18 protein-coding genes are annotated in these 23,031 nt (G+C 73.9%); all 18 read left to right on the plus strand.

The window, feature by feature from the left end:
- Nucleotide 1 precedes the first annotated feature (1 nt).
- The 18 genes from nusB (at nt 2) to ER308_RS19545 (ending at nt 22,979) form a co-directional block, all read left to right on the plus strand.
- Nucleotides 2-400, plus strand: coding sequence for a transcription antitermination factor NusB (gene nusB / locus ER308_RS19460; protein ID WP_131156525.1), 399 nt, complete (start codon nt 2-4; stop codon nt 398-400).
- 223 nt (nt 401-623) lie between these two features.
- Nucleotides 624-3,356 (plus strand): alpha/beta fold hydrolase, encoded by a 2,733-nt coding sequence (locus ER308_RS19465; protein WP_131156526.1) that lies wholly within the window; start codon nt 624-626, stop codon nt 3,354-3,356.
- Between the two features lie 355 nt (nt 3,357-3,711).
- The gene (locus tag ER308_RS19470; RefSeq protein WP_131156527.1) at nt 3,712-5,706 is read left to right on the plus strand and encodes an HNH endonuclease; all 1,995 of its coding nucleotides are present in this window, start codon (nt 3,712-3,714) and stop codon (nt 5,704-5,706) included.
- 209 nt (nt 5,707-5,915) lie between these two features.
- The gene (pyrR, locus tag ER308_RS19475; RefSeq protein WP_205746048.1) at nt 5,916-6,431 is read left to right on the plus strand and encodes a bifunctional pyr operon transcriptional regulator/uracil phosphoribosyltransferase PyrR; all 516 of its coding nucleotides are present in this window, start codon (nt 5,916-5,918) and stop codon (nt 6,429-6,431) included.
- Nucleotides 6,431-7,363: an aspartate carbamoyltransferase catalytic subunit gene (locus tag ER308_RS19480; protein WP_131157123.1), complete on the plus strand. Its 933-nt coding sequence runs from the start codon at nt 6,431-6,433 to the stop codon at nt 7,361-7,363. The genes pyrR and ER308_RS19480 overlap by 1 nt, the downstream gene beginning before the upstream one ends.
- Nucleotides 7,364-7,365: 2 nt before the next feature.
- Nucleotides 7,366-8,736 carry a dihydroorotase gene (locus ER308_RS19485; protein ID WP_131157124.1) on the plus strand — a complete coding sequence of 457 codons (1,371 nt, stop codon included), beginning with the start codon at nt 7,366-7,368 and terminating at the stop codon, nt 8,734-8,736.
- The gene (carA, locus tag ER308_RS19490) at nt 8,733-9,902 is read left to right on the plus strand and encodes a glutamine-hydrolyzing carbamoyl-phosphate synthase small subunit (protein ID WP_131156529.1); all 1,170 of its coding nucleotides are present in this window, start codon (nt 8,733-8,735) and stop codon (nt 9,900-9,902) included. Before ER308_RS19485 ends, carA begins: the two co-directional genes overlap by 4 nt.
- The gene (gene carB / locus ER308_RS19495; RefSeq protein WP_131156530.1) at nt 9,902-13,345 is read left to right on the plus strand and encodes a carbamoyl-phosphate synthase large subunit; all 3,444 of its coding nucleotides are present in this window, start codon (nt 9,902-9,904) and stop codon (nt 13,343-13,345) included. Before carA ends, carB begins: the two co-directional genes overlap by 1 nt.
- A complete protein-coding gene (locus ER308_RS19500; protein WP_131156531.1) occupies nt 13,339-14,202 on the plus strand; it encodes a dihydroorotate dehydrogenase electron transfer subunit in 864 nt (287 codons plus the stop codon). The genes carB and ER308_RS19500 overlap by 7 nt, the downstream gene beginning before the upstream one ends.
- On the plus strand, nt 14,199-15,194 hold the full coding sequence (locus tag ER308_RS19505; RefSeq protein ID WP_205745748.1) for a dihydroorotate dehydrogenase: 996 nt from the start codon (nt 14,199-14,201) through the stop codon (nt 15,192-15,194). Before ER308_RS19500 ends, ER308_RS19505 begins: the two co-directional genes overlap by 4 nt.
- Nucleotides 15,191-16,087: an orotidine-5'-phosphate decarboxylase gene (gene pyrF, locus ER308_RS21865; protein ID WP_165492263.1), complete on the plus strand. Its 897-nt coding sequence runs from the start codon at nt 15,191-15,193 to the stop codon at nt 16,085-16,087. Before ER308_RS19505 ends, pyrF begins: the two co-directional genes overlap by 4 nt.
- Nucleotides 16,084-16,815: an orotate phosphoribosyltransferase gene (gene pyrE, locus ER308_RS19515; RefSeq protein WP_205745749.1), complete on the plus strand. Its 732-nt coding sequence runs from the start codon at nt 16,084-16,086 to the stop codon at nt 16,813-16,815. Before pyrF ends, pyrE begins: the two co-directional genes overlap by 4 nt.
- A gap of 160 nt (nt 16,816-16,975) precedes the next feature.
- The gene (gene mihF, locus ER308_RS19520) at nt 16,976-17,299 is read left to right on the plus strand and encodes an integration host factor, actinobacterial type (protein ID WP_131156533.1); all 324 of its coding nucleotides are present in this window, start codon (nt 16,976-16,978) and stop codon (nt 17,297-17,299) included.
- Between the two features lie 77 nt (nt 17,300-17,376).
- Complete coding sequence (gmk, locus tag ER308_RS19525; RefSeq protein ID WP_276319859.1) at nt 17,377-17,982, plus strand: guanylate kinase; 606 nt, start codon at nt 17,377-17,379, stop codon at nt 17,980-17,982.
- Between the two features lie 24 nt (nt 17,983-18,006).
- Complete coding sequence (gene rpoZ / locus ER308_RS22150; protein ID WP_276319900.1) at nt 18,007-18,486, plus strand: DNA-directed RNA polymerase subunit omega; 480 nt, start codon at nt 18,007-18,009, stop codon at nt 18,484-18,486.
- Nucleotides 18,487-18,523: 37 nt separating this feature from the next.
- Nucleotides 18,524-19,822, plus strand: coding sequence for a bifunctional phosphopantothenoylcysteine decarboxylase/phosphopantothenate--cysteine ligase CoaBC (gene coaBC / locus ER308_RS19535; RefSeq protein ID WP_165492264.1), 1,299 nt, complete (start codon nt 18,524-18,526; stop codon nt 19,820-19,822).
- 2 nt (nt 19,823-19,824) lie between these two features.
- Complete coding sequence (gene metK, locus ER308_RS19540; RefSeq protein WP_131156536.1) at nt 19,825-21,033, plus strand: methionine adenosyltransferase; 1,209 nt, start codon at nt 19,825-19,827, stop codon at nt 21,031-21,033.
- Nucleotides 21,034-21,038: 5 nt separating this feature from the next.
- The gene (locus tag ER308_RS19545) at nt 21,039-22,979 is read left to right on the plus strand and encodes a primosomal protein N' family DNA-binding protein (protein ID WP_131156537.1); all 1,941 of its coding nucleotides are present in this window, start codon (nt 21,039-21,041) and stop codon (nt 22,977-22,979) included.
- Nucleotides 22,980-23,031 lie beyond the last annotated feature (52 nt).

Consider the following 23,031-nt stretch of genomic DNA (forward strand, 5'->3'; position numbering starts at 1 on the left):
CATGGTCAGCCGCCACGACGCCCGACGACGCGCGCTCGCGATCCTGTACGAGGCGGACGTGCGGGATCACTCGACCGCCGACGTCCTGGCCGTCCACGAGGCCAGCGACGACCCACCGCCCGAGTTCGCGAGCGAGCTCGTGCGCGGCGTCGCCGGGCGGCGCGACGAGCTCGATGCGGGCATTTCCGCCCATGCCGTCGAGTGGCGCGTGGAGCGGATGCCGGTCGTCGATCGCAACCTCCTGCGGCTCGGGTTGTGGGAGATCCGCCACTCGGAGGTGCCCGACGCGGTCGCGATCGACGAAGCCGTGGAACTTGCCAAGGAGCTGTCGACCGACGACAGCGGGCGGTTCGTCAACGGGGTGCTCGCGCGCGCGGCCGCCTCGCCCGCTGCCTCCTGACCGCCCCGATCACCCGCCTTCACACCGTCCGGTCGGCACGGCTTGCCCGGTTGGACGACCCGATGCGTCGCCGTAACTCCAGGATCCGTCTCGACCCCTGTCGTGAGGTCCGGTAGGCTCCGTTGCTCGGGCGGGTACGGTCGCGAGTTCCACGCCATGCGGGCACGGGGGACGGGGCGGCGCGGGCCCTGCCCGGCACGCCGCCGACCACCCGGGAGGACCCATGTCGATCACCCGCACGCTGCCGCGCCTCGTCTGCCTCGTCGGTCTCGTCGCGGCGTTGGGGCTCGCGTTCGCACTGGCCGGGGCCGAGGCCACGGCGAGCACGGAGGACGTCGTGGACGGCGAACTCGAGCCGGTCGCCGACTGCTGGGACATCGAACTGCCGCCGGACGCCGACGTCGACTGCGCGACGCTCGAGGTGCCCGCGGACCACGCCGATCCCGACGGTGCGAGCCTCGATCTCGCGGTCGCGATCGTGCGTACCGACGCCGACGAGCCGCGCGAACCCCTCGTGCGTCTGGCCGGCGGGCCGGGTGGGCGCCTCGTCGGCCCGGAGCTCGCGGCCCTCGCCGCGAACCCCGAGGGGCTGATCGGGGACGCGGCCGCCGACCGCGACCTCGTACTCGTCGATCAACGCGGCGTCGGGCTGAGCGAGCCCTCCCTCGCCTGCCCCGAGGTCGACGCCGACGTGCTGCCCGGAGGGGTGGGCGCGCTGCCCGGAGGGGTGAGCGCGCCGGGCGCAGTGATGGACGCGCTGCCCGGAGGGGCGGGCGCGCCGGGCGGAGTGATGGACGCGCTGCCCGGAGGGGTGAGCACGCCGGCCGCAGGGGTGCACGCGCCGGCCGACGGCCACGAGGATGCGGCACCGGAGCTGCGCGTGCTGCCGTACGTGCTGTCGGAGCACCAGACCACCGACCCGCTCGCGAGCTTCGAGGCGTGCTTCGAGCGCCTCGACGAGGAAGTCGACCTCTCGGCGTTCACCACCGCGCAGAACGCCGACGACCTGCGGGTGCTGCGCACCGCGCTCGCCCGTGATGCCGGCACCGATCCTTCCGAGGCGCAGATCGCCCTCTACGGCGTGAGCTACGGCGCGAAGCTCGCCCTCACCGCCGCCGACCGCGCCCCGGACGAGTGGTCGGCGGTCGTGCTGTCCTCGCCGCTGGCGCTCGACCGCTCCTTCTACGAGGAGTTGCCGGCGTCGTTCGACGACACCCTCGATCGCCTCGACGCCGCGTGCGCCGCGGATCCGACGTGCGCACAGCGCTTCGCCGAACCGCGGGGAAGCCTCGACACGGCGGTCGAGGACCTGGCCGACGGGCCGGCGGTCGAGACCGTGCCCGACCCCGAGGGGGGCGAGCCGCACCAACTCGCGCTCGACGCGACGACCGCGGCCAACCTCGGCTTCCAGCTCTTCTACCAGCCGCCGGGGGCGCAGCCCGCCGCGTACGAGGCGATGGCCGAGGCGCGCGTCGCCGATCTCCTGCTCGGGTTCACCACGCCCCAGCCGCTGCCCCCGCAGCCGGATGACCCTGACGACCCGCGCGCCCCGGGGCAGAGCCTCGGCATGCTCCAGTCGTTCGTCTGCGCCGAGGAGGTCGCCTACGCCGACGAGGAGGCTTACGCCGACGCGGCCGGGGCCTCGGCAGCGGTGGGGGTATTCGCCCACGCGCCGCTGTTCGGCCTCATCGGCCCCGACGTGTGCGACGTCTGGGACGTGCCCGCGGCCGACCCGGACCCGTTCGCGGAGGTCGACACCGACACGCCGCTGCTCGTCGTGACCGGAGGCCTCGATCACATCACCCCGCCGTCATGGGGCGAGACCGTCGCCGATCGCGCCCAGGACGCCCAGCTCGTCGAGGTCCCGTCGGCATCCCACGCGCCGGCCGAGCAGGCCGGGCCGTGCGGCGCCGAGCTCGTGGCCTCCTTCCTCGATGACCCCGAGGCCGAGATCGACGCGACGTGCGCGACCGAGCCGCCGCCACGGTTCCACCCGGTGCTGTCGGAGGCCCCGACGGTGGGGGTCGCACGCGTCGCGGGCGACGACCGTTACGAGACCGCCGCGGCGCTGTCGGGCTGGTCGCGCCCGCAGGGAGCGGCGACCGCCGTGGTGGCGTCCGGTGAGACGTTCCCCGACGCCCTGAGCGGTGGTGCGGCCGCGGGGGCGCTCGGCGGCTCGCTGGTGCTCACCCCCGCCGATGAGCTTTCCGACGAGGCCGCCGAGGAACTCGCCCGACTCGCGCCCGCACAGGTGTACGTGGCCGGCGGCAGCGAGGCGGTTGCCGACGCGGTCGTCGACGCGATCGGAGAGGCCGTCGGGGCACCTGTCGAACGGCTCGCCGGAGCGGACCGCTACGAGACCGCCGCGGCGGTCAGCGCGGCGACCGCACCGGATCCGGAGGAGGTCGGAACCGTCTACCTCGCGACCGGCGAGGCGTTCCCCGACGCGCTGAGCGGCGGGGCCAGCGCGGCGGCCGAGCAGGCCCCACTGCTCCTGTCGCACGCCGACCGGATGCCGGAGGCCACCGCAGCGGAACTCGACCGTCTCGACCCCGACGAGGTCGTCGTCCTCGGCGGCACCGCCGCGCTGTCGGGGGAGGTCGCCGGGGAGGTCGCGGAGACCGGTGCCGAGGTGACCCGCGTCGATGGGGAAGACCGCTACGAGACTGCCGCGGCCGTGGCCGAACGCGTCGGCCCCGGGATCGGATGGGCCTTCGTCGCCAGCGGCGAGACCTTCGCGGACGCGCTGGCCGCCGGGCCAGTGGCGGCCGGACGGGGACCGCTCCTGCTCGCGCGGCCGGACGCGGTGCCCGCGGCGACCGAGGCGGCCCTCACTGCCAGGGCGCCGGACTACGTCGGCCTCGCCGGTGGCTCCGCCGCGGTGGGCGAGGAGACCGCGGTCGCTTTCGGGCGGTTCGCCGAGTTCAGCCTCGGGGACGGCGCGGTCCCGGAGTGAGCCGGCCGACCTGAGCGGCCTCGCACGTGTGGGGAACGTCCGGATCAGACCCGAGCCGGACGTTCCCCATATTCGTGCGACTCGTTCCTCGCGGGCGTCGCGGCCCGCGAGTTGAACTCGGCTGATGTCCGAGCCGACGGCCGAGGAGGATTCAGCGCTCGCCGGCGCAGCCGCTGCGTCCGAGGAGGTCTGGCAACGCGCCGGCCCCGCACGCGGCACGGCGCGATGTGTGGTCGATGATCATATGTCAACCAGTTAACGGTACAGAACACGAGATAAGCCTTGATCGCTTAACTCATCCCCAAAGACGCAAGAAATGATTGCGAATGGTCGGAGATGATGGCATACTGAGAACATGAGTTCGATGGCGCTGGTCGCGGAGATGGCCCCGCCGTACGACGCGGGGTACAGCACCGATGAGTCGCGCGCGGTGGATGTGCCCACCGATCTTGCTGCCGCGGGGGCGGCGCACGGGAAGTCCGATCGGTGGTCGGCTGCTGATGACTCCCGCGCGGTGCTGGAAGCGATCGCCGACAGCGTGGGCGCGTTGCAGAGGGCACCGCTGTCCAGCAGCGAGAGCGACGAGGTCTTGCTCGACTCTGTGGAGGAGCTCGTGCGCCTCGAGCGGACGCTCGGCGCTGAACGGCTGCGCCGGCTGCGAGAGATCGATGAACGCCAGGCGCAGTTGGTTCACGGGACGGCGTCGACGGCGCGGTGGTTGATCGAGCGGTTGCAGCTCACGAGGAACGAGGCGCACAAGCAGGTCAAGACGGCGGCGGCGACCTCGGCGATCCCGGAGACGTTCGCTGAGTTCGCCGCGGGCCGAGTGGGCGAGGACCACGTCCACCTGGCCGCCCGCCAGTACGACGAGCTGCGCAAGCGAGCGCGCGAAGAAGGTGACCGTACCGGGCAGACACACGATGGCCGGGTCCCTGATGGTGGCCCGGGTCCTGACGGTGGTCCGGGTCCTGACGGTGACCCGGGTCCAGCCGATCGCCAGCAGGCCGAAGACGACAGCACAGGCGGTGCCGAGCCCGGTGCTGGGACGCCGGGAGACGGCGACGCTAGGCCAGACTCCGGGCTACCGGGTGGCGGAGCGGGGTCGTGGAACGAGCTGCTCGATGGCTTCGATCGCGCGGCGCGCGAGGCCGCGTCCGGCAACGACCGTGCCGAGTTTCGACGGCGCCTCGACCGGTGGCGGCGCGAGCACCACCCGGACGATCCCGCGCAGCGCGAGCGGAAGGCGTTCCCGAAGCGGCGGTTCTGGATCGCGGGGGAACCGGACGAGGACGGGCTGGTCGCGTTCGGCGGCCACGCCGAGCCGCTCGGGTTGGCCTACCTGCGAGCCGCGATCGATTCGCTGTCTCGTCCGGCGACCGCTCCCGTCCCGGAAGGGGATGACGCCGGCGAAGGTGCCGCCGGTGACGGTACTGCCGGTGACGGTGCCGTCGGTGAGGCTGCTACCGGCCACGGTGCTGCCGGCGACGGCACTGCCGACGGCGGTGAGACCGCCGACAGGGGGCGCCGCAAGGGTGGTGGCACCGACCGGCGTTCGACCGAACGCACGCGGCAGCAGCGCCAGTACGACGCGCTGATCGCCCTGGCCCGTCGCGCCATGCGGGCCGGTGAGCTCCCGCGCAATGCGCACGCCCCGGCGCACGTGTTGCTGCGCACCTCGCCAGAGGCGTTGCACGGCGATCCGGAGGGCGAGCCCAACCACCTCGACGGGGTCGGTGCGATCTCCTCGGAGACCGCCCGGCTGATCTGCTGCGAGGCGAGCCTCGCGCCGGTCACCGTCCGCAACGGCGACGTGCTCGACGCGGGACGCACGCGCCGGGAACCGAGCGCACGCCAAGTGGACGCCGTCATCGCTCGGGACGGCGCCTGCGTGGGCTGCGGTTCGAGGGTCAGCCTCTGCCAGATCCATCACGTGCGGTGGTGGCATCGCGATGGCGGTCCCACCGACGTGGACAACTTGTGTTTGCTCTGCTGGGAGTGCCATTGGCACGTCCATCACCACGGGTGGACCGTCCACCGCCGGCCGGCGGGGGCGTTCGAGGTTCACCGACCCGGGGCGTTGGCGCGGTCGCGCGCTCGCGATCCGGGCGGTGGCGACCGGGGTGGTAGGGCTCCGGCTGGTGACGAGCCGAACCAACGGGGTCCGGATCCACGCGAGCCGGGCCAACGTGATCCGGTCGGAGCTGAGCCGGACCCACGCGAGCCGGAGCAACGGAGTGGGGTCGAACCTGAGCCGGACCCACGAGACCCGGAAAGCCGTGATCGGCGCGGCAGGGACCCGACGGGCGCGGGGCCGCCGAACGGTCGCGTGCACCAGCCGGTCGGGGGCTGACCGACGAACGGTCGCAATGATGAGAGGAGAAGCGATGCCGTCCTTGCACTGCGGGCCCGGAAGACTGGTGTCGGGCGCACCCCGGCTGCTAGCGTGCGCCCAGCCGCCGAGGGCGGCGGCCCCGCCTTTAATCGCGGTCCAGTGAGGCCGGAAAGGTGTCCGTGAGCGTCGTCCTGACCGCCGACGACATCCTTCGCGCGCTTCGTCGTATGGCCCACGAGCTCGTCGAGGGCCACCACGACCTCGACCGGCTGATCCTCTTGGGCGTTCGCACCCGCGGGGTGCCGCTGGCCGAACGCCTTGCCGCCCACGTGGCCGCCGTCGAGAAGCCCGTGGCCACCGGCGCGCTCGACACGACGCTGTACCGCGACGACTACGCATCCGCGGGACCGCGACCGGTCGGGCGCACCGACCTCCCCGGATCGATCGACGGGCGCACCGTCGTGCTCGTCGACGACGTCCTCTACACGGGTCGCACGGTGCGGGCGGCGCTCGACGCGCTCACCGACCTCGGCCGGCCCAGCGCCGTCCGCCTCGCGGTGCTCGTCGACCGCGGCCACCGCGAGCTGCCGATCCGGCCCGACATCGTCGGCAAGAACCTGCCGAGCGCGCCGGACGACCACGTGGTGGTCCGTCTCGAGGAGATCGACGGTCGGGACGAGGTCGAGCTGCTCCGGGCCGAGCCCACTCCGCACGCCGACGACGCCACGGAGGCAGGATCGTGATCGGCCGGCACCTGCTCGGGCTCGAGGCGCTGGACGAGGACGCGATCACCGGCGTCCTCGACACCGCCGAGGGACTGAAGGACCTCGCCCTGCGCCCGGTCAAGAAGGTGCCGACCCTGCGCGGGCGCACGGTGTGCAACCTCTTCTACGAGGACTCGACCCGCACCAGAACGTCCTTCGAGTTGGCCGAGAAGCGCCTCTCGGCCGACGTGCTCAACTTCAGCGCCCAGGGCTCCAGCGTCGAGAAGGGCGAGTCCCTCAAGGACACGGCCCTCACGCTCGAGGCGATGGGGGTCGACGCGATCGTGATCCGCCACGAAGCCAGCGGCGCCCCCGAACAGTTGACCCGGTGGGTGGACGCGCACGTGCTGAACGCCGGCGACGGAGCCCACCAACACCCGACGCAGGCGCTGCTCGACCTCTTCACGATCCGTGAGCGGCTCGGGCGCCTGGCCGGCCTGCACGTCGCGGTCGTCGGCGACGTCGTGCACTCCCGCGTCGCGCGCAGCGTCGTGCAGGGCCTCGTCACGATGGGCGCGAAGGTGAGCGTCGTGGGCCCCCGGACCTTGGTGCCCTCGACCGTGGCGCAGTGGACGCGCAACCCGGACGCCGTCGAGGTGCGGGCCGACCTCGACGGGGTGATCGGCGACGTCGATGTCTGCTACCTCCTGCGGGTGCAGCGAGAACGCCAGCAACAGCAGGCGTTCCCCTCCACCCGGGAGTACGCACGGCTGTGGGGGCTCGACCGTGCCCGCCTGGCCCGCCTGCCCGACCACGCGGTCGTGATGCACCCCGGCCCGATGAACCGGGGGGTCGAGATCTCCGCGGAGGCCGCGGACGCGCCGAACGCGGTCATCACCGACCAGGTCACCAACGGGATCGCGGTGCGGATGAGCTGTCTCTACCTGTTGCTCGGAGGTGAGCAGCGGTGAGCCTGACCGGACAATTGCTCACCTTCACGGGCGCGCGCGTCGTCGATCCCGCCCGCGGCGTCGACGAGATCGCCAACGTCGTCGTCGAGGACGACCGGATCGCCAGCGCGGGGGAGGAGAGCCGCGGATTGCGCATCGACGCCGCGGGGCTCGTCATCAGCCCCGGGCTCGTCGACCTGCACACCCACCTGCGCGAGCCCGGCGGCGAGGACGCCGAGACCGTCGCCACGGGCACCGCGGCGGCGGCGGTCGGGGGCTACACCGCGGTCTGCGCGATGGCGAACACCGATCCTGTCTGCGACCACGCCGGCGTCGTCGAACAGGTGCTGCGTCTCGCCCGGGACGCCGCCCGCTGCGACGTGTTCCCCACCGGCGCGATCACCCGGGGCCTCGGCGGCTCGGAACTCGCCGAGATGGGATCGATGGCTGCGCTGGGGGTGGGCTGCTTCTCGGACGACGGGCATCCGGTGCAGTCCGCGCGGGTGCTGCGCCAGGCGATGGCCTACGCCCGCACGTGGGACGCGATCATCTGCAACCACGCCGAGGACAGCGACCTGGCCGCCGGCGGGCAGCTGCACGCCGGAGAGGTCGCCGGGCGGCTCGGGCTGTCCGGTCGGCCGGCCGAGGCCGAGGAGATCATGGTCGCGCGCGACCTGCGGTTGGCCGCCTCCTCGGGGGTGCGGCTGCACGTTCCGCACGTGTCCACCGCCGGTGCGGTCGAGCTGATCCGCGAGGCCAAGGCCCGCGGCGTGCGGGTGACCGCCGAGGTCACCCCCCACCACCTCTGCCTCACCGATGAGTCGGCCGTGGGCTACGACCCGGTCTTCAAGGTGAACCCCCCGCTGCGGACGTCGGTTGACATCGATGCGCTGCGCAGGGGGCTCGCCGACGGGACGATCGACGCGATCGCGACCGATCACGCGCCCCATTCGCACGAGCAGAAGGACCAGGAGTGGACCCAGGCGCCGCCCGGGATGGTGGGCCTCGAGACCGCGCTCGCGGTGACGCTGACTGAACTGGTGCCCGACGACGAGCTCGCCACCCCGGGCGGTGCCGGGGGTGCGCCGCCCGACGGGCTGCTGTCGCTGTCGGGCCTCGTCGACCGGCTGAGCACCCGGCCGGCCGCCGTGTGGGGGCTCTCCGAGCACGGCGGTCCGTTGGAGGTCGGGGCCCCCGCGACGTTCACGGTGTTCGACCCGCAGGAACGGTGGACCGTGGATCCGGCCGCCCTGCGGGGGCGGGCGCGCAACACCCCGTTCGCGGGTCGGCGGCTGCGTGGGCGGGTCCGCTACACCCTGCTGCGTGGGCGCTTCACGTGCCGAGACGGGGAGCCGGCCGAGCCGCTGGCGACGAGCCCGGCGGTGCACCCGTGACCGGTAGCTCGTCGTGGCCGGCGGGGACGCGCTCACCGGCGCTCGTCGTGCTCGAGGACGGCACCACGCTCGAGGGCGTGAGTGCCGGTGCCGTCGGCCGCGCCGCGGGCGAGGTGGTGTTCAACACCGCGATGGCCGGCTACGAGGAGGTCCTGACCGACCCCTCGTACCACGGCCAGATCGTCGTCATGACCGCGCCCCAGCAGGGCAACTACGGCGTGACCGACGAGGACGCCGAGTCCGCCGGCGTGCAGGTCGCCGGCTTCGTCGTCCGCGACCTCGCGCGGCGGGCATCCAACCACCGGGCTCGCCGCGGGCTCGGCGCGTGGCTCACCGACGCGGGGATCGTGGCCGTGAGCGACGTCGACACCCGACTGCTGACGCGGAGGATCCGCGACCGCGGGGCCTTGCGCGGCGTCATCGACGCCGAGGGTGGGGATCGGGAGGAGCTGCTCGCGCAGGCCCGCGCCCACCCCGGCATGGAAGGGACCGAGCTCGCGAGCGCCGTCACGACAGCCGAACGGTACGAGGTCGCCGCCAGTGTCCCGCCCGATGGCCGGGAGCGTCCCTGGCGCGTCGTGTGCGTCGACTTCGGCCTCAAGCGCAACCAGCTGCGGCTGCTGGCCTCGCGGGGGTGCGACGTGACTGTCGTCCCGTCCGAGGCGAGCGCCGAGGACGTGCTCGCGCTCCGTCCCGACGGGGTGTTCCTCTCGAACGGGCCGGGTGACCCGTCGGCGGTGCTCGGCGCGGTGCGGGTGATCCGCGGGATCGTCGAGGCGGGCGTGCCGACGTTCGGGATCTGTCTCGGCCACCAGCTGCTCGGTCTCGCCGCCGGCGCGCGGAGCTACAAGCTGCCGTTCGGCCACCACGGCGTGAACCAGCCGGTGAAGAACCTCGCGCGCGACACCGTCGAGATCGCGAGCCACAACCACGGGTTCGCGGTGGACGCGGCGACGCTGCCGGGCGGGGACGGGCCGCTCGGGCCGGCGCACGAGACGCACGTGAACCTCAACGACGGCACGAACGCCGGTCTCGCGCTCGACGAGCGCCCGGCCTTCAGCGTGCAGTACCACCCCGAGGCCGCGCCCGGGCCGCACGACTCGCGGTACCTGTTCGACGAGTTCGCGCGGTTGCTCGCCGGGCGCTCGAACGGGGGTGTGGCCTGATGCCGCGCCGTGGAGACCTCGGCACGATCGTGATCGTGGGCAGCGGCCCCATCGTGATCGGGCAGGCCTGCGAGTTCGACTACTCGGGGGTGCAGGCGTGCAAGGCGCTGCGCGCCGAGGGCTACCGCGTCGCGCTGGTGAACCCGAACCCCGCGACCATCATGACCGACCCCGAGCTCGCGGACGCCACCTACGTCGAGCCGCTCACCGCGGACTCGGTCGAGCGGGTGTTGGACGTCGAGGTCGCCGAGGTCGCCGAGGTCGCCCACGCCGGGCGGGGAGCCACCGGCGTGGCGCTGCTGCCGACGCTGGGCGGGCAGACCGGGCTCAACGTCGCGATCGAGCTCGCCGACGGCGGCGTGCTCGAACGGCTCGGGGTCGAGCTCATCGGTGCGAACCGCGAGACGATCACCGTGGCCGAGGATCGCGAGCGCTTCGCCGCGGCGATGCGCGACATCGGCGTCGAGGTCGCCGCGTCGACGACCGTCACGCGGGTCGGGGACGCGGAGGCGTTCGCCGAGCGCGTCGGGTTCCCGATCCTGGTGCGCGCCTCGTACACGTTGGGGGGCGCCGGCAGCGGCCTGGCCCGCGACCGCGAGCAGTTCGCGCGGATGGTCGGCGAGGGACTCGCGGCGAGCCCGATCGGCCAGGTGCAGCTCGACGAGTCGCTGCTGGGGTGGAAGGAGTTCGAGCTCGAGGTGATGCGCGACGCGAACGACAGCTGCGTCGTGATCTGCTCCATCGAGAACGTCGACGCGATGGGGGTGCACACCGGCGACTCCGTCACCGTGGCCCCGGCGATGACGCTGGCCGACGTCGAGTACCAGGGCCTGCGCGACACGGCGTTCGCCGTGCTCCGCCGCGTCGGCGTGGAGACCGGCGGATCGAACGTGCAGTTCGCGGTCGATCCCGCCACCGGCCGGCAGGTCGTCGTCGAGATGAACCCTCGCGTCTCTCGCTCCTCGGCGCTGGCGTCGAAGGCCACGGGGTTCCCGATCGCGAAGGTCGCGGCGTTGCTGGCCGTCGGCTACCGCCTCGACGAACTGCGCAACGACATCACCCGTGAGACGGGCGCGGCGTTCGAGCCGGCCATCGACTACGTCGTCACCAAGATCCCGCGTTTCGCGTTCGAGAAGTTCCCGGGGGTGGACGCGACCCTCACGACGAGGATGAAGTCGGTCGGCGAGGTGATGGCGATCGGCGCGACGTTCACCGAGTCGCTCAGCAAGGCCCTCGCGAGCCTGGAGGACGGCACGATCGGGCTGCTGGGGCGCCCCTCCGGGTTCGTGCCTCCGCCCGACACCGTCCCGCCTGACGTCGAGGCGCGTGCGGGCTTCGACGGAGCAGCGGGCCCCGGCCAGTTCGAGGCCGGGGAAGACGATCGCCGGCTGGCCGTCGCCCTGGCGGTGCCCCATGCGCGGCGGCTCCAGGACGCCGACGCGGCGCTCACGCGGGGCTGGTCGATCGAGGCGGTGGCCGCGCTCACCGGCTACGACCCGTGGTTCGTCGATCAACTCGCCCGCGTGGTCGAGGTCCGCCGCGAGCTGCGCGGCCGTGAGGCGCTCGCGAACGTGGATCCCGGCCTGCTCGCTCGCGCGAAGCGCCACGGCCTCACCGACGCGGCGCTGGCCGAGGTGCTGCGCACCGACGAGAGCGACGTGCGGGCCCGGCGGACGCGTGACGGCGTCACCCCGGTGTTCCGCACCGTCGACACGTGCGCGGGCGAGTTCCCCGCCGTCACCCCGTACCACTACGGGACGTACAGCAGCGAGACCGAGGTCGCGCCGAGCGACCGCCCGCGCGTGATCATCCTCGGCAGCGGCCCCAACCGCATCGGGCAGGGCATCGAGTTCGACGCCTGCTGCGTGCAGGCCGTCGGGGCGCTGCGCACCGCCGGGTACGAGACCGTGATGGTCAACTGCAACCCCGAGACCGTCTCCACCGACTACGACATCGCCGACCGCCTCTACTTCGAGCCGCTCACCCTCGAACACGTGCTGGCCGTGCACGAGTCGGAGCTCGCGGCGGTGGGCGGCGACACTTCGAAGGTCGGGGTCCTGTGCCAGCTGGGCGGTCAGACGCCCCTCGGACTCGCCCGCGAGCTCGAGGCCGCCGGCGTCCGCATCCACGGCACGCCGCCGCACGCGATCGACCTCGCGGAGGATCGCGGCCGATTCGGGGCGATCCTCGACGAGCTCGGCATCGCCCAGGCCCCCGGCGAGGTCGCCGCGAGCCCCGACGCGGCCCGCAGCGTCGCCGACCGTGTCGGGTACCCCGTCCTCGTGCGCCCGAGCTACGTGCTGGGCGGCCGAGCGATGGCGATCGTCTACACGCCCGAGCAGCTGTCGGCCTGGCTCGCCGCGAACGCGGGGGAGGGCGCAGTGCTCGTCGACCGATTCCTCGAGGGGGCGGTCGAGGTCGACGTCGATGCGGTCTACGACGGGCACGAACTGTTCGTCGGCGGGGTGCTCGAGCACATCGAGGAGGCGGGCGTGCACTCCGGTGACTCCGCGTGCGTCACGCCACCGCTCACGCTGGGACCCGAGCAGCTCGAGGGCATCCGCGCCGATGCCGAGGCGCTCGCGGCGCGGCTCGGCACGGGCGGGCTCATCAACCTGCAGTTCGCCGTGCGCGACGATCGGCGGTACTGCATCGAGGCGAACCCACGCGCGTCCCGGACCGTGCCGTTCACCGGCAAGGCCACCGGCGTCCCGCTGGTCCAGGCGGCGGCGCGGGTCATGCTCGGCGCGACGCTCGCGGAACTGCGCGGTGACGACGAGGGGCCCTTGCTGCCACCGCACGATGCCGTCGCCGCCCCGGTGGACGGTCACGTCGCGGTGAAGGAGGCCGTGTTGCCGTTCAACCGCTTCCCCGGGGTCGACACGCGGCTCGGCCCGGAGATGCGCTCCACCGGCGAGGTCATGGGGATCGACACGGACTTCGGCGCCGCGTTCGCGAAGAGCCAGGCCGGCACGGGCACGATGGTGCTGCCCACGGGCGGGACCGCGTTCGTCTCGATGGCGAACCGCGACAAGCGCGCGATGATCTTCCCGGTCAAGCGGCTCGCCGACCTCGGCTTCAAGATCGTCGCGACCACCGGTACCGCCGCGGTGTTGCGGCGCGTCGGGGTCAACTGCGAGGTGGTGGGCAAGGTCAGCGACGCGCCCGGGCAGTGGCCGAGCGTCGTCCAGCGCATCGAGGAGGGAGACGTCGACCTGGTCCTCAACACCCCGGCCGGCCAGGCGCCGCGGACCGACGGGTACCGGATCCGCACCGCCGCGGTCGCCCACGGGGTGCCCTGCATCACGACGCTTTCGGGCATGCTGGCGGCCGTCCAGGGCATCGAGGCGTTGCGGGAGGGCCGCGTCGTGGTGCGCAGCTTGCAGCAGTACCACGGCGGGATCGGCAGTGCCGGCCGGCCCGTTCGGAGTGCCGGATGGTGAGTGATGCGCGCGGCCAGGAGCCGCTGCAGTCCACCTGCGAAGTGCTGGCCCACCGCCACGTGGGCGCGTATCACCTGCTCACGATCGTGGCTCCCGAGATGGCCGCCCGAACGGCCCCCGGTCAGATGGTCTCGCTCGGTGTCGGCGGGAGCGGGACGCTGCTCCGCCGTCCGTTCAGCGTCGCCGGCGTGTCACGCCATGGTCCGTGGGCCGGCACGATCGACATCGTCCTCGAGGTGGTCGGCGAGGGCACCGCCTGGCTCGCCCGGCGGAGCAAGCACGACGCGGTCGACGTCGTCGGGCCCCTGGGCCGTGCGTTCCCGGTCCCGGCGCAGCCGGTGACCTGCCTCCTCGTCGGTGGAGGGTACGGGGCCGCGCCGCTGCTCTTCCTGGGCGAGCGACTCCGCCAGGAGAACCTGCGTGTCGACGTCCTGTTCGGGGCCGCGAACGCGGACCGCGTCTACAACTCGATCGAGGCGAAGCGAACCGCGACCGCCGCGATGTTCACGACCGAGGACGGATCGCTCGGGCACAAGGGTCGCGTCACCGATCGGCTCGACGACGTTCTCGACCGGTCCGGCGCCGGGGTCGTCTACGCGTGCGGGCCCATGGGCATGCTCGCCGCGGTCACCCAGGTCGCCCGCGCGCGCCGCGTCCCGGTGCAGGTCTCGGTGGAGGAGGACATGGCCTGCACCACCGGTGTGTGCATGACCTGCGTCATCCCCTACCGGACTCGCGACGAGGTTCGTAACGTGCGAGCGTGCATCGAGGGTCCGGTGCTCGACGGCAAGCGCGTGATGTGGGACCGGATCCGTGACCCGTCCATGAGCGACGGTGGTCCGGGAGGCGAGACGTGAGCAAGCCCTCGCAGATCGTTCGCGTCCGCGCAGCGCCGGATCGCGCCGGCGCCGAGGCCGTCGAGTCGGCAGAGGCGCCGGCCGACTGCTCCGTGCGGCTCGGGCGCCTCGAGCTGCCGACCCCGATCGTCACCGCGTCCGGCTGCTTCGCCAGCGGGCGCGAGATCGACCGGTTCTTCGACATCTCGCGGCTCGGCGCCGTCGTGGCGAAATCGGTGACGCTCGAACCCCGCTCCGGCCTGCCGACGCCGCGGATGGTCGAGACCGAGCGCGGCATGCTGAACGCCATCGGGCTGCAGAATCCCGGGGTGGACGCGTGGCTGGCCGACGACCTGCCGTGGCTCGTCGACCGAGGGGTGCGCCCCATCGCCTCCATCGCGGGCTCGACCGTGCGCGAGTATCGCCAACTGGCCGAGAAGCTGCGCGGGCAGCCCATCGCGGCGGTCGAGGCGAACATCTCGTGCCCGAACGTCGAGGACCGGGGCACGATCTTCGCCTGCCGCCCCGAAGCGACCGCCGAGGCGATCGGTCAGGTCACCCGGCTGCTCGGGGTGCCCGTGTTCGCCAAGCTCACCCCGGACGTCGGGGACATCGCGGAGATCGCCCTGGCCGCACGCGATGCGGGGGCCGCGGGGGTGAGTCTCATCAACACGCTGCTCGGGATGGCGATCGATCCGGAGACGGGCGAGACCGTTCTCGGCGGGGGCACCGGTGGGTTGTCCGGCCCCGCCATCAAGCCGGTCGCAGTCGCCGCGATCCACTCGGTCCACCGTGCCGATCCGGACCTGCCGGTCATCGGCATGGGCGGGGTTCGCACGGTCGAGGACGTCGTGGAGTTCGTCCGCGCGGGGGCGAGCGCCGTCGCGGTGGGGACCGCCACATTCGCCGATCCCGCGGCGGCCTTCCGACTGGTCGAGCAGTTGCCGCGCTGGCTGGCCGATCGGGGGCACGCGCGCCTCTGCGACCTCCGTGGGCAGGTGAGCGGAGCGTGAGCGGCGCCGCCGCGGGCGATGCGGGCGATCGGGGCGAAGATCGCGTCGCGGGCGACGCGGGCGACCTGCGCGATCGGGCCGCGGGCGGCAACCCGCTGGTGGCCGCGCTCGATACCGCCACGCGCGATCGGCTGGCGGTCCTGGCCGCTGAGCTCGGTCCCGAGGTCGGCTACCTGAAGGTGGGGCTCGAGGCGTTCACGGCGCACGGCGGGGACGCGGTACAGATCGCCCGCGCCCACGCACCGGTCTTCCTGGACGCGAAGCTGCACGACATCCCGGCGACCGTGGAGGGCGCTGCGGCCGCGGCCTCAACGCTCGGGGTGTCGCTGCTGACCGTCCACGCCGGTGGTGGTCCCGCGATGATCGCGGCCGCCGCGCGCGGCGCGCCAGACGTGCGCATCCTGGCGGTGACCGTGCTGACCAGCCTCGACGACGACGCGCTCGCGGCCATGGGGCAACCGCCCGCGGTCGAGCAGGTGCCACGCCTGGCCCGAATGGCGGTCGAGGCCGGCGCCGCGGGTCTCGTGTGCGCGCCCGGGGAGGTCGCCGCCGTGCGGGCCGCGGTCGGCGCGCGACCACTCGTGGTGACGCCGGGCATCCGGCCGGCGGTCCCATCGGCGGCCGTCCCATCGGCGGCCGTCCCATCGGCGGCCGAGTCGTCGGCGGGCGAGTCGTCGGCGGGCGAGTCGTCGGCGGGCGAGTTGTCGGCGGGCGAGTTGTCGGCGGGCGAGTCGGTCGGCGGCACCGACGACCAGGCCAGGGTGGGCACGCCCGCGGGCGCGATCGCCGCTGGTGCGGACCTGCTGGTCGTCGGTCGGCCCCTAACCCGGGATCCCGATCCGGCGGCGGCCGCCCGCCGGGTGCGCCGCGAATGCGCGGAGGCCGGCCGATGAGCGGTGCCAGCGCGCCGGGGGGACCCGGCCAGGCGGGTGGTTCCGGGCAGGCGGGCGCCGACCAGGCCGGCGGAGCCCGCCCGGCGAGCGCGAGCGGCGCGCCGGTGGACCCGGTCGAGACCGCGGACCCCGTTGGGACCGGTGGCACCGGATGGGTGACCGCCCGCCTGGAGGCACTCGAGGTGTTGCAGCGCGGCCACTTCCGGCTGTCGAGCGGAACGCACTCGGACACGTACCTGCAGCTGGCCAGAGCGCTGCAGCACCCCGACCTCGCCCTCGAGCTCGGCCGCGCGCTCGCCGGGCGCGCCCGGGACCGAGCGCCGGACGTCGTCGCCTCGCCCGCCCTCGGAGGGGTCCTCGCGGGGTTCGCCACCGCCGCGGCCCTGGGGGTGCGCTTCGTGTTCGCCGAGCGGGGCCGGGACGGTGACCTCGAGTTCCGCCGCGGTCAGGGGCCCGAGGCCGGTGAGCGGGCCTTGGTCGTCGAGGACGTGATCACCACCGGCGGGTCGGCGCGCGAGGTCGAGGCCCTGCTCGAGGCACACGGCGCCTCGTCGGTCGGCCACGCGGCGATCGTCGACCGCTCGGCGGGCGTCGACGAGGCGCAGCGCCCGAGCGAGCCCCCCCTCGCGCTCGTGGTGCTCGAGCCCGCGACCTGGGACCCCGAGGACTGCCCGGCGTGCGCCGCGGGACGGCCGCTCGACGCGCCCGGCAGCCGGCACCGGGGTTGATCGACGATCGCTGCCCGGACGGACGCCCGGCCCGAGCCAGTTGGTGCCTGGCGTGGCCTTCGTCGCGACGCAGGTCACGACGGGCCCCGCCGCGTGATTGACCGGCCCGGTGGTCCGGATAGGATTCCCGCCGCCAGACCACGGCCCTGCGAGGAGACCCATGCCCCTGCCCGAGTTGGACGATGAGGCGCGACGGCAAGCGCTCGAGAAGGCTGCCGAGGCGCGCAAGACACGCGCGGAGCTGAAACAGCAGCTCAAGGACGGCGAGGTGTCGCTGCGCGACGTGCTCGACCGTGCCGAGCGCGACGAGGTGGTCGGCAAGACGAAGGTCGCGGCGGTGCTCGAGGCCATGCCCAAGGTGGGCAAGGTGCGGGCGCGCAAGCTCATGGAGCGCCTCGACATCTCACCCTCCCGCCGCCTGCGCGGCCTCGGCGCGAACCAGCGCGAGCGGCTGCTGGCGGAGTTCGAGGGCGGGTCGTCCTGAGCGGGCCCGGCGCGCCCGAACCGGGCACCGCCGGGACGCCGCCCGAGCCGGCGGGGACCGCCGACGGCCGCTTGCTGGTGGTCAGTGGGCCGGGAGGCGTGGGGAAGGGCACGGTCGTGGCACAGCTCCGAGCACAGCGACCGGACGTCGCGGTCTCGGTGTCGGCGACCACCCGCGCCCCGCGCCCGCACGAGCGCGACGGTGTCGACTACTGGTTCCTCGATCCCGACGCCTTCACCGAGCTCGTGGAGGCCGGCGGGTTCCTCGAGTGGGCCGAATTCGGCGGCGACCGGTACGGCACGCCGTGGTCGAGCGTGGCCGCCGCGCGTGCCGACGGCGGCGTGGTGCTGCTCGAGATCGAGGTCCAGGGCGCGCTGCAGGTGCGTGACCGCTTCGAGGACGCGGTGCTCGTGTTCCTCTGCCCACCGGACGACGACGCGCTCGTCGCACGGTTGCGGCAGCGGGGCACGGACCCGCCCGAGCGCATCGCCGAGCGCATGGCGATCGCGCGGTGGGAGCTCGCCCAGGCCGAGCGCTTCGACATCCGCATCACGAACGACGAGCTCGCCGCCACGGTCGACGAGCTCGCCTCTATACTCGATGTGATGGGCACGGGCGGCCGACCGACCGAACACGGCACCTGCGGCCCCGAGGGACCACCCGAGGGGGGACGAGAGGAGTGATGCGCCATCGCGACGATCGATGAGCTGCTCGGCAAGGTCGACAGCAAGTACACCCTGGTCCACCTCGCCGCCAAGCGCGCGCGAGAGATCAACAACTACTACCACGCGCTCGGCGAGGGGCTCGGCCAGTACACGCCGCCGCTGGTGGACTCCACGTCGAACAAGCCGCTGTCGATCTCGCTCGAGGAGATCGCTGCCGAGAAGATCGTCGTGCAGCACCCCGGGGACGCGCGTCGCGCCGCGGAGGAGATGCTCGGCTCGTCCGAGGGCGAGGGTGGCGAGGTCGTCCCCCTCGATCCCGGCGTGTTCGAGGAGGCCGTCGTCGAGGACCCGGCGGCGCAGGGGCTCACCTCGGACATGGCCCGCACCGTGCCGAGCGCCGAGGACGTCGCCGCTCAGGCGCTCGGCGCGCCCGAGGAGGGCGAGGGCGAGGAGGCCGAGGCACCGGTCGGCGAGAGCGAGCTCACCGATGCCGGCGCCGAGGAGGACGACCCGGACGCCTGAGGCGGCCGGCGACCGCGAGACGCGGAACGGGAGCCGTATGACCGGGCGGGCGGTGCTGCGGGACGCCCACGTCCTGCTCGGTGTGGGCGGGGGGATCGCGGCCTACAAGGCGGCGGCGCTGACCCGCGCGCTGCGACGCGAGGGCGCGACCGTCCAGGTCGTGCTCACCGAGTCGGCCGCGGCGTTCGTCGGTCCCGCGACGTTCGCCGGTCTCACCGGTCGGGAGGTGCCCACAGGGATCCTCGCCGATGCCCACCGGATCCTGCACGTGCAGCTCGCCCGCGAGGCCGACGTGGCCATCGTCGCCCCGGCGACCGCGAACCTGCTGGCGAAGTTCGCGACGGGGCTCGCCGACGACCTGCTCTCGTCGACCTGGACGTGCCTCACCTGCCCGACGGTCATCGCGCCCGCGATGCACACCGAGATGTGGCAGCACCCCGCCGTGCAGGCCAACGCGCGACTGCTCGCCGACCGGGGCGCGGAGATCGTCGGCCCGGACGAGGGGGAGCTCGCCGGTGGCGACGAGGGCCCCGGCCGTATGGCCGAGGAGCCGGCGATCCTCGATGCGCTCGCCCGTGCGCTCGCGCCGCCCACTGGCCCGTTGGTTGGCCGACGGGTGGTCGTCACCGCCGGCGGCACACGCGAACCGATCGACCCGGTCCGCTTCATCGGTAACCGTTCGAGCGGCAAGATGGGCACGTCGATCGCCGAGGCCTGCGCGCGCCGGGGCGCGCGCGTCGATCTCGTCACCACCGCCAGCGGGCTGCCCGTCCCCCCGGGCGTGCGCGCCCTCCACGTGGACACGGCTCTTGAGATGCGCGAGGCCGTCCGAGGGCTCACCGCCGACGCCGACGCGATCGTCAAGGCGGCCGCGGTCGCCGACTTCCGGCCGGCCAGCTACCACGATCAGAAGCTGAAGAAGGAGGCCGACGGCCTCGCCGAGGTCGTGCTGACCCGCAACCCCGACATCCTCGCCGAGCTCGGTCGCGAGCGCGGGCCCGAGGGTCCGCTGCTCGTGGGGTTCGCCGCCGAGACCGACCTCGAGGAGGAACGGGGACGCGAGAAGCTGCACGACAAGGGCATCGACCTGATCGTCATCAACCGCGTCGACATGGCCGACGCCGGCTTCGGCGTGGACACGAACCGAGCCCTCCTGTTGACTGCACAAGGGGGACGCACCGAGGTGCCCCTCACGACCAAGTCGCGTCTCGCGGAGGTGCTCTGCAACGAGCTCGAGCACCTCCTGGCCGAGCGCGACCGCGGCACCGGACCCGAGCCCGAACCCTTGGGGGCACCCGAGGACACCCACGCCCCCGACGCACCCCCGGAGGGCTGACGATGAGCGACCCCTGGCTGTTCACGTCCGAGTCCGTGACCGAAGGTCACCCCGACAAGCTCGCCGACCAGATCTCGGACGCGGTGCTCGACGCGGTGCTGACCCACGATCCCGACCCGGCGGCCGCCCGCGTCGCCGTCGAGACGCTCGTGACCACCGGGCTGGTGATCGTCGCGGGCGAGGTCTCCACCCAGGTCTACATCGACATCAACCGGTTGGTGCGCGAGACGGTCACCCGCGTCGGCTACGACCGCGCGGAGGCCGGGTTCGACGGCAACACCTGCGGAGTGCTCGTCGCGCTCGACGAGCAGTCCCCTGACATCGCCGGAGGCGTCGACAAGAGCCTCGAGGTGCGCCGCGGCACCGCGGAGTCGAGCGAGTTCGACTCGCTGGGCGCAGGCGATCAGGGCATGGTGTTCGGCTACGCGACCGACGAGACCCCCACGCTCATGCCCACGCCGATCCACCTCGCCCACCGGCTCGCGGAACGGCTCGCGCACGTGCGGCACAGCGGTGAGGTGCCGTACCTGCGGCCGGACGGGAAGACGCAGGTCACCGTCGAGTACGGGCCGGACGGGCGCCCCCAACGGCTGGTGCGGGTGCTGATCTCCGCCCAGCACCGACCCGACATCGACACCGAGACCCTGCTCGCGCCCGACATCCGGGAGCAGGTCATCGCGCCGGTCATGCTCGACGACCTGCCGTGGGACGACACGGACATCCTGGTGAACCCGAGCGGTCGGTTCGAGTTCGGCGGACCGCAGGCCGACGCGGGGGTGACCGGCCGGAAGGTCGTCGTGGACACCTACGGCGGGATGGCCCGCCACGGCGGGGGCGCGTTCAGCGGGAAGGACGCGACGAAGGTGGATCGGTCGGCCGCTTACGCCGCGCGATGGGTCGCCAAGCACGTCGTCGCCGCCGGCCTCGCCCGCAAGGCCGAGCTGCAGGTCGCCTACGCGATCGGGGTGGCCCATCCGGTGAGCATCATGCTCGACACCTTCGGCACCGAACAGGTCGACCCGGCGCGGATCCGGGACGCGATCAGCGAGGTGTTCGACCTGCGGCCGGCGGCGCTCATCGCCGACCTCGGTCTGCGGCGCCCGATCTTCCGCGCGACGAGCGCGTACGGGCACTTCGGCCGCGAGGGCGACGCCTTCTCGTGGGAGCGGGTCGACCGGGTCGACGCGCTGCGTCGCGCCGCCGGCTCGTAGGGCACGTGCCGCAGGCCGCGCCGCCGTCCGAGGGCGGGGGCCCGAACGGTCGTGCCCCGGGGTACGCGAGGGTGATCGTCGACGTGCGCCCGGCCCACCTCGATCATCCCTTCGACTACCGCATCCCCGAGGGCGCCACGGTCGGGATCGGTCAGCGTGTGCGCGTGGCCTTCGCCGGGCGTCGACGGACCGGCTGGGTCGTCGACCTCGCCGACGAGCCCGAGACCGACCCGGCACGCGTGCGCGACCTCGCGCTCGTCCAGGGCGAGACCCGCTGGTTCGACCGCGACGACCTGCGCTTCTATCGGTGGGTGGCCGACCGGTGGGCCGGCACGCTCGCGGACGTGCTCCGCCACGCCGTGCCGGCACGGGTGGCCGCCGTCGACCGGGAGGCCGCTGAATGGCCGGCGCCGCCGCCGTGCACGCCGTCGCGACCCCCGCCCGCCGCGGCGTGGGAGGCCTACGGGGCCGAGAGCCTGCTGGCCGCGGCCGACGCGCCCGACGAATCGGGGGCACCGGCGTTCTGGTGGCGCCCGCTGGCCGATGCCGATCCGGCCGGGGCGGTCGCCGAGCTCGCCGCGCGCACGCTCGCTGCGGGAAGGGGCGTGCTCGTGATCGCGCCGGAGCCGAACGCTCCCGCGCTGGACGCCGTCGCGGGCCTGGACCCCGACCGCACCGTCGACTGGCGCGCCGCGCAGGGCCCCCGGTCGCGTCACCGTGCGTTCCTGCGGGGTCGCACCGGCCACGCGCGCGTGGCGGTCGGGGAGCGGGGGGCGGTGTTCGCGCCCGTGGCCGAGCTCGGCCTCGTGATCGCCCTCGACGAGGCCAACCCCGCCTACAAGGAGCACCGCAGCCCGCGCTTTCACGCCCGCGACGTCGCGCTCGCGCGGGCGCGGTTCGCCGGGGTGCCGGCGGTGGTCACCGGCGACCTCCCGAGCGCGGCCCTGTGGAGACTGCTCGGCGACGGGCACGTCGCCGAGCTGCGGGCCCCCCGCGCCGTCGAGACCGATCGTGCCCCGGCCGTCGAGGTGATCGACCTCGCGGACCCTCGCCCCCGGCCGCGGGCGAGGCTGTCGAGCGTCGCGGACCGAGCCCTTGCCCGCACGGTCGGTGAGGGGGGTGCCGCGCTCGTGCTCGCGACCCGTCGTGGCGAGGGGACGGCGCTGGCCTGTTCCGGATGCGGGGAGCGGCTGGTGTGCCCGGTGTGCGCTGGGTCGCTGGCCGCGCACGGGTCCGGCCGCGGCTGTCCCACCTGTGGTTGGACGGGCTCGGCGGAGCCTTGTCGGCGGTGCGGGGACACGCGCACGGCGCCGCTCGCGGCGGGCGCCGAGCGCCTCGCGGCCGAGCTCGGTCGGGCGCACCCGGCAGCGGAGGTGGTCGCGCTCGAGGGCTACGACGCGCCCGGGCCGACGGAACGCCCGGCGATCGCGGTGGCCACGCGCGGCGCGATCGTCGACCGCCCGGGCTGGCTCGGCTCGGACCGGGCCACGGTGCTCGTGGTCCCGGACGCGGACGCGTTGCGCGGCCGTGCGGACCTCGAGGCGGGGGAGGATGCGCTGCGCCTCTGGATGGACGCCGCGCGCCTGGCCGACCACATCGTCCTGCAGACCCGGGAGCCCCGGGCGGCCGGCGTGCAGGCGCTGGTGCGCTGGGACCCCGACGGATTCTGGCGCCGCGAGGAGCGCTGGCGAGCGGAACTGGGGTTCCCCCCGGCCCGGACGCTGGTCCGCGTGGAGGCCGGGCGCCACGCGGAGCTGGTCGGCGAGCAGTTGCGCGAGGCCCTCGCCGGGATCGCCGATGTGCTCGGTCCGGACCCCGGTGGGGCGCTGCTCGTGAAGACCGCGCGCCTGCGTGGCACGCTACGCGCGCTGGTGCCACTGCGCGCCGCGTGGGGCCGGGACGACCTGGGCGTCCGCGTCGACGTCGATCCCGTCCCCGCGGGCTAGCCGCGCCGGCCGAGCGCCTCGACGCCCTGCTCGACGCGCTCCGCGGCGCCGT

Origin of the sequence: Egibacter rhizosphaerae (assembly GCF_004322855.1) — a bacterium.
Taxonomy (GTDB): Bacteria; Actinomycetota; Nitriliruptoria; order Euzebyales; family Egibacteraceae; genus Egibacter; species Egibacter rhizosphaerae.

What these genes read in the sequence shown, in the direction of transcription:
- nusB (WP_131156525.1), top strand. Translation starts at nt 2, where the DNA reads ATGGTCAGCCGCCACGACGCCCGACGACGCGCGCTCGCGATCCTGTAC.
- ER308_RS19465 (WP_131156526.1), top strand. Translation starts at nt 624, where the DNA reads ATGTCGATCACCCGCACGCTGCCGCGCCTCGTCTGCCTCGTCGGTCTC.
- ER308_RS19470 (WP_131156527.1), top strand. Translation starts at nt 3,712, where the DNA reads ATGAGTTCGATGGCGCTGGTCGCGGAGATGGCCCCGCCGTACGACGCG.
- pyrR (WP_205746048.1), top strand. Translation starts at nt 5,916, where the DNA reads ATGGCCCACGAGCTCGTCGAGGGCCACCACGACCTCGACCGGCTGATC.
- carB (WP_131156530.1), top strand. Translation starts at nt 9,902, where the DNA reads ATGCCGCGCCGTGGAGACCTCGGCACGATCGTGATCGTGGGCAGCGGC.
- ER308_RS19500 (WP_131156531.1), top strand. Translation starts at nt 13,339, where the DNA reads ATGGTGAGTGATGCGCGCGGCCAGGAGCCGCTGCAGTCCACCTGCGAA.
- pyrE (WP_205745749.1), top strand. Translation starts at nt 16,084, where the DNA reads ATGAGCGGTGCCAGCGCGCCGGGGGGACCCGGCCAGGCGGGTGGTTCC.
- mihF (WP_131156533.1), top strand. Translation starts at nt 16,976, where the DNA reads ATGCCCCTGCCCGAGTTGGACGATGAGGCGCGACGGCAAGCGCTCGAG.
- coaBC (WP_165492264.1), top strand. Translation starts at nt 18,524, where the DNA reads ATGACCGGGCGGGCGGTGCTGCGGGACGCCCACGTCCTGCTCGGTGTG.
- metK (WP_131156536.1), top strand. Translation starts at nt 19,825, where the DNA reads ATGAGCGACCCCTGGCTGTTCACGTCCGAGTCCGTGACCGAAGGTCAC.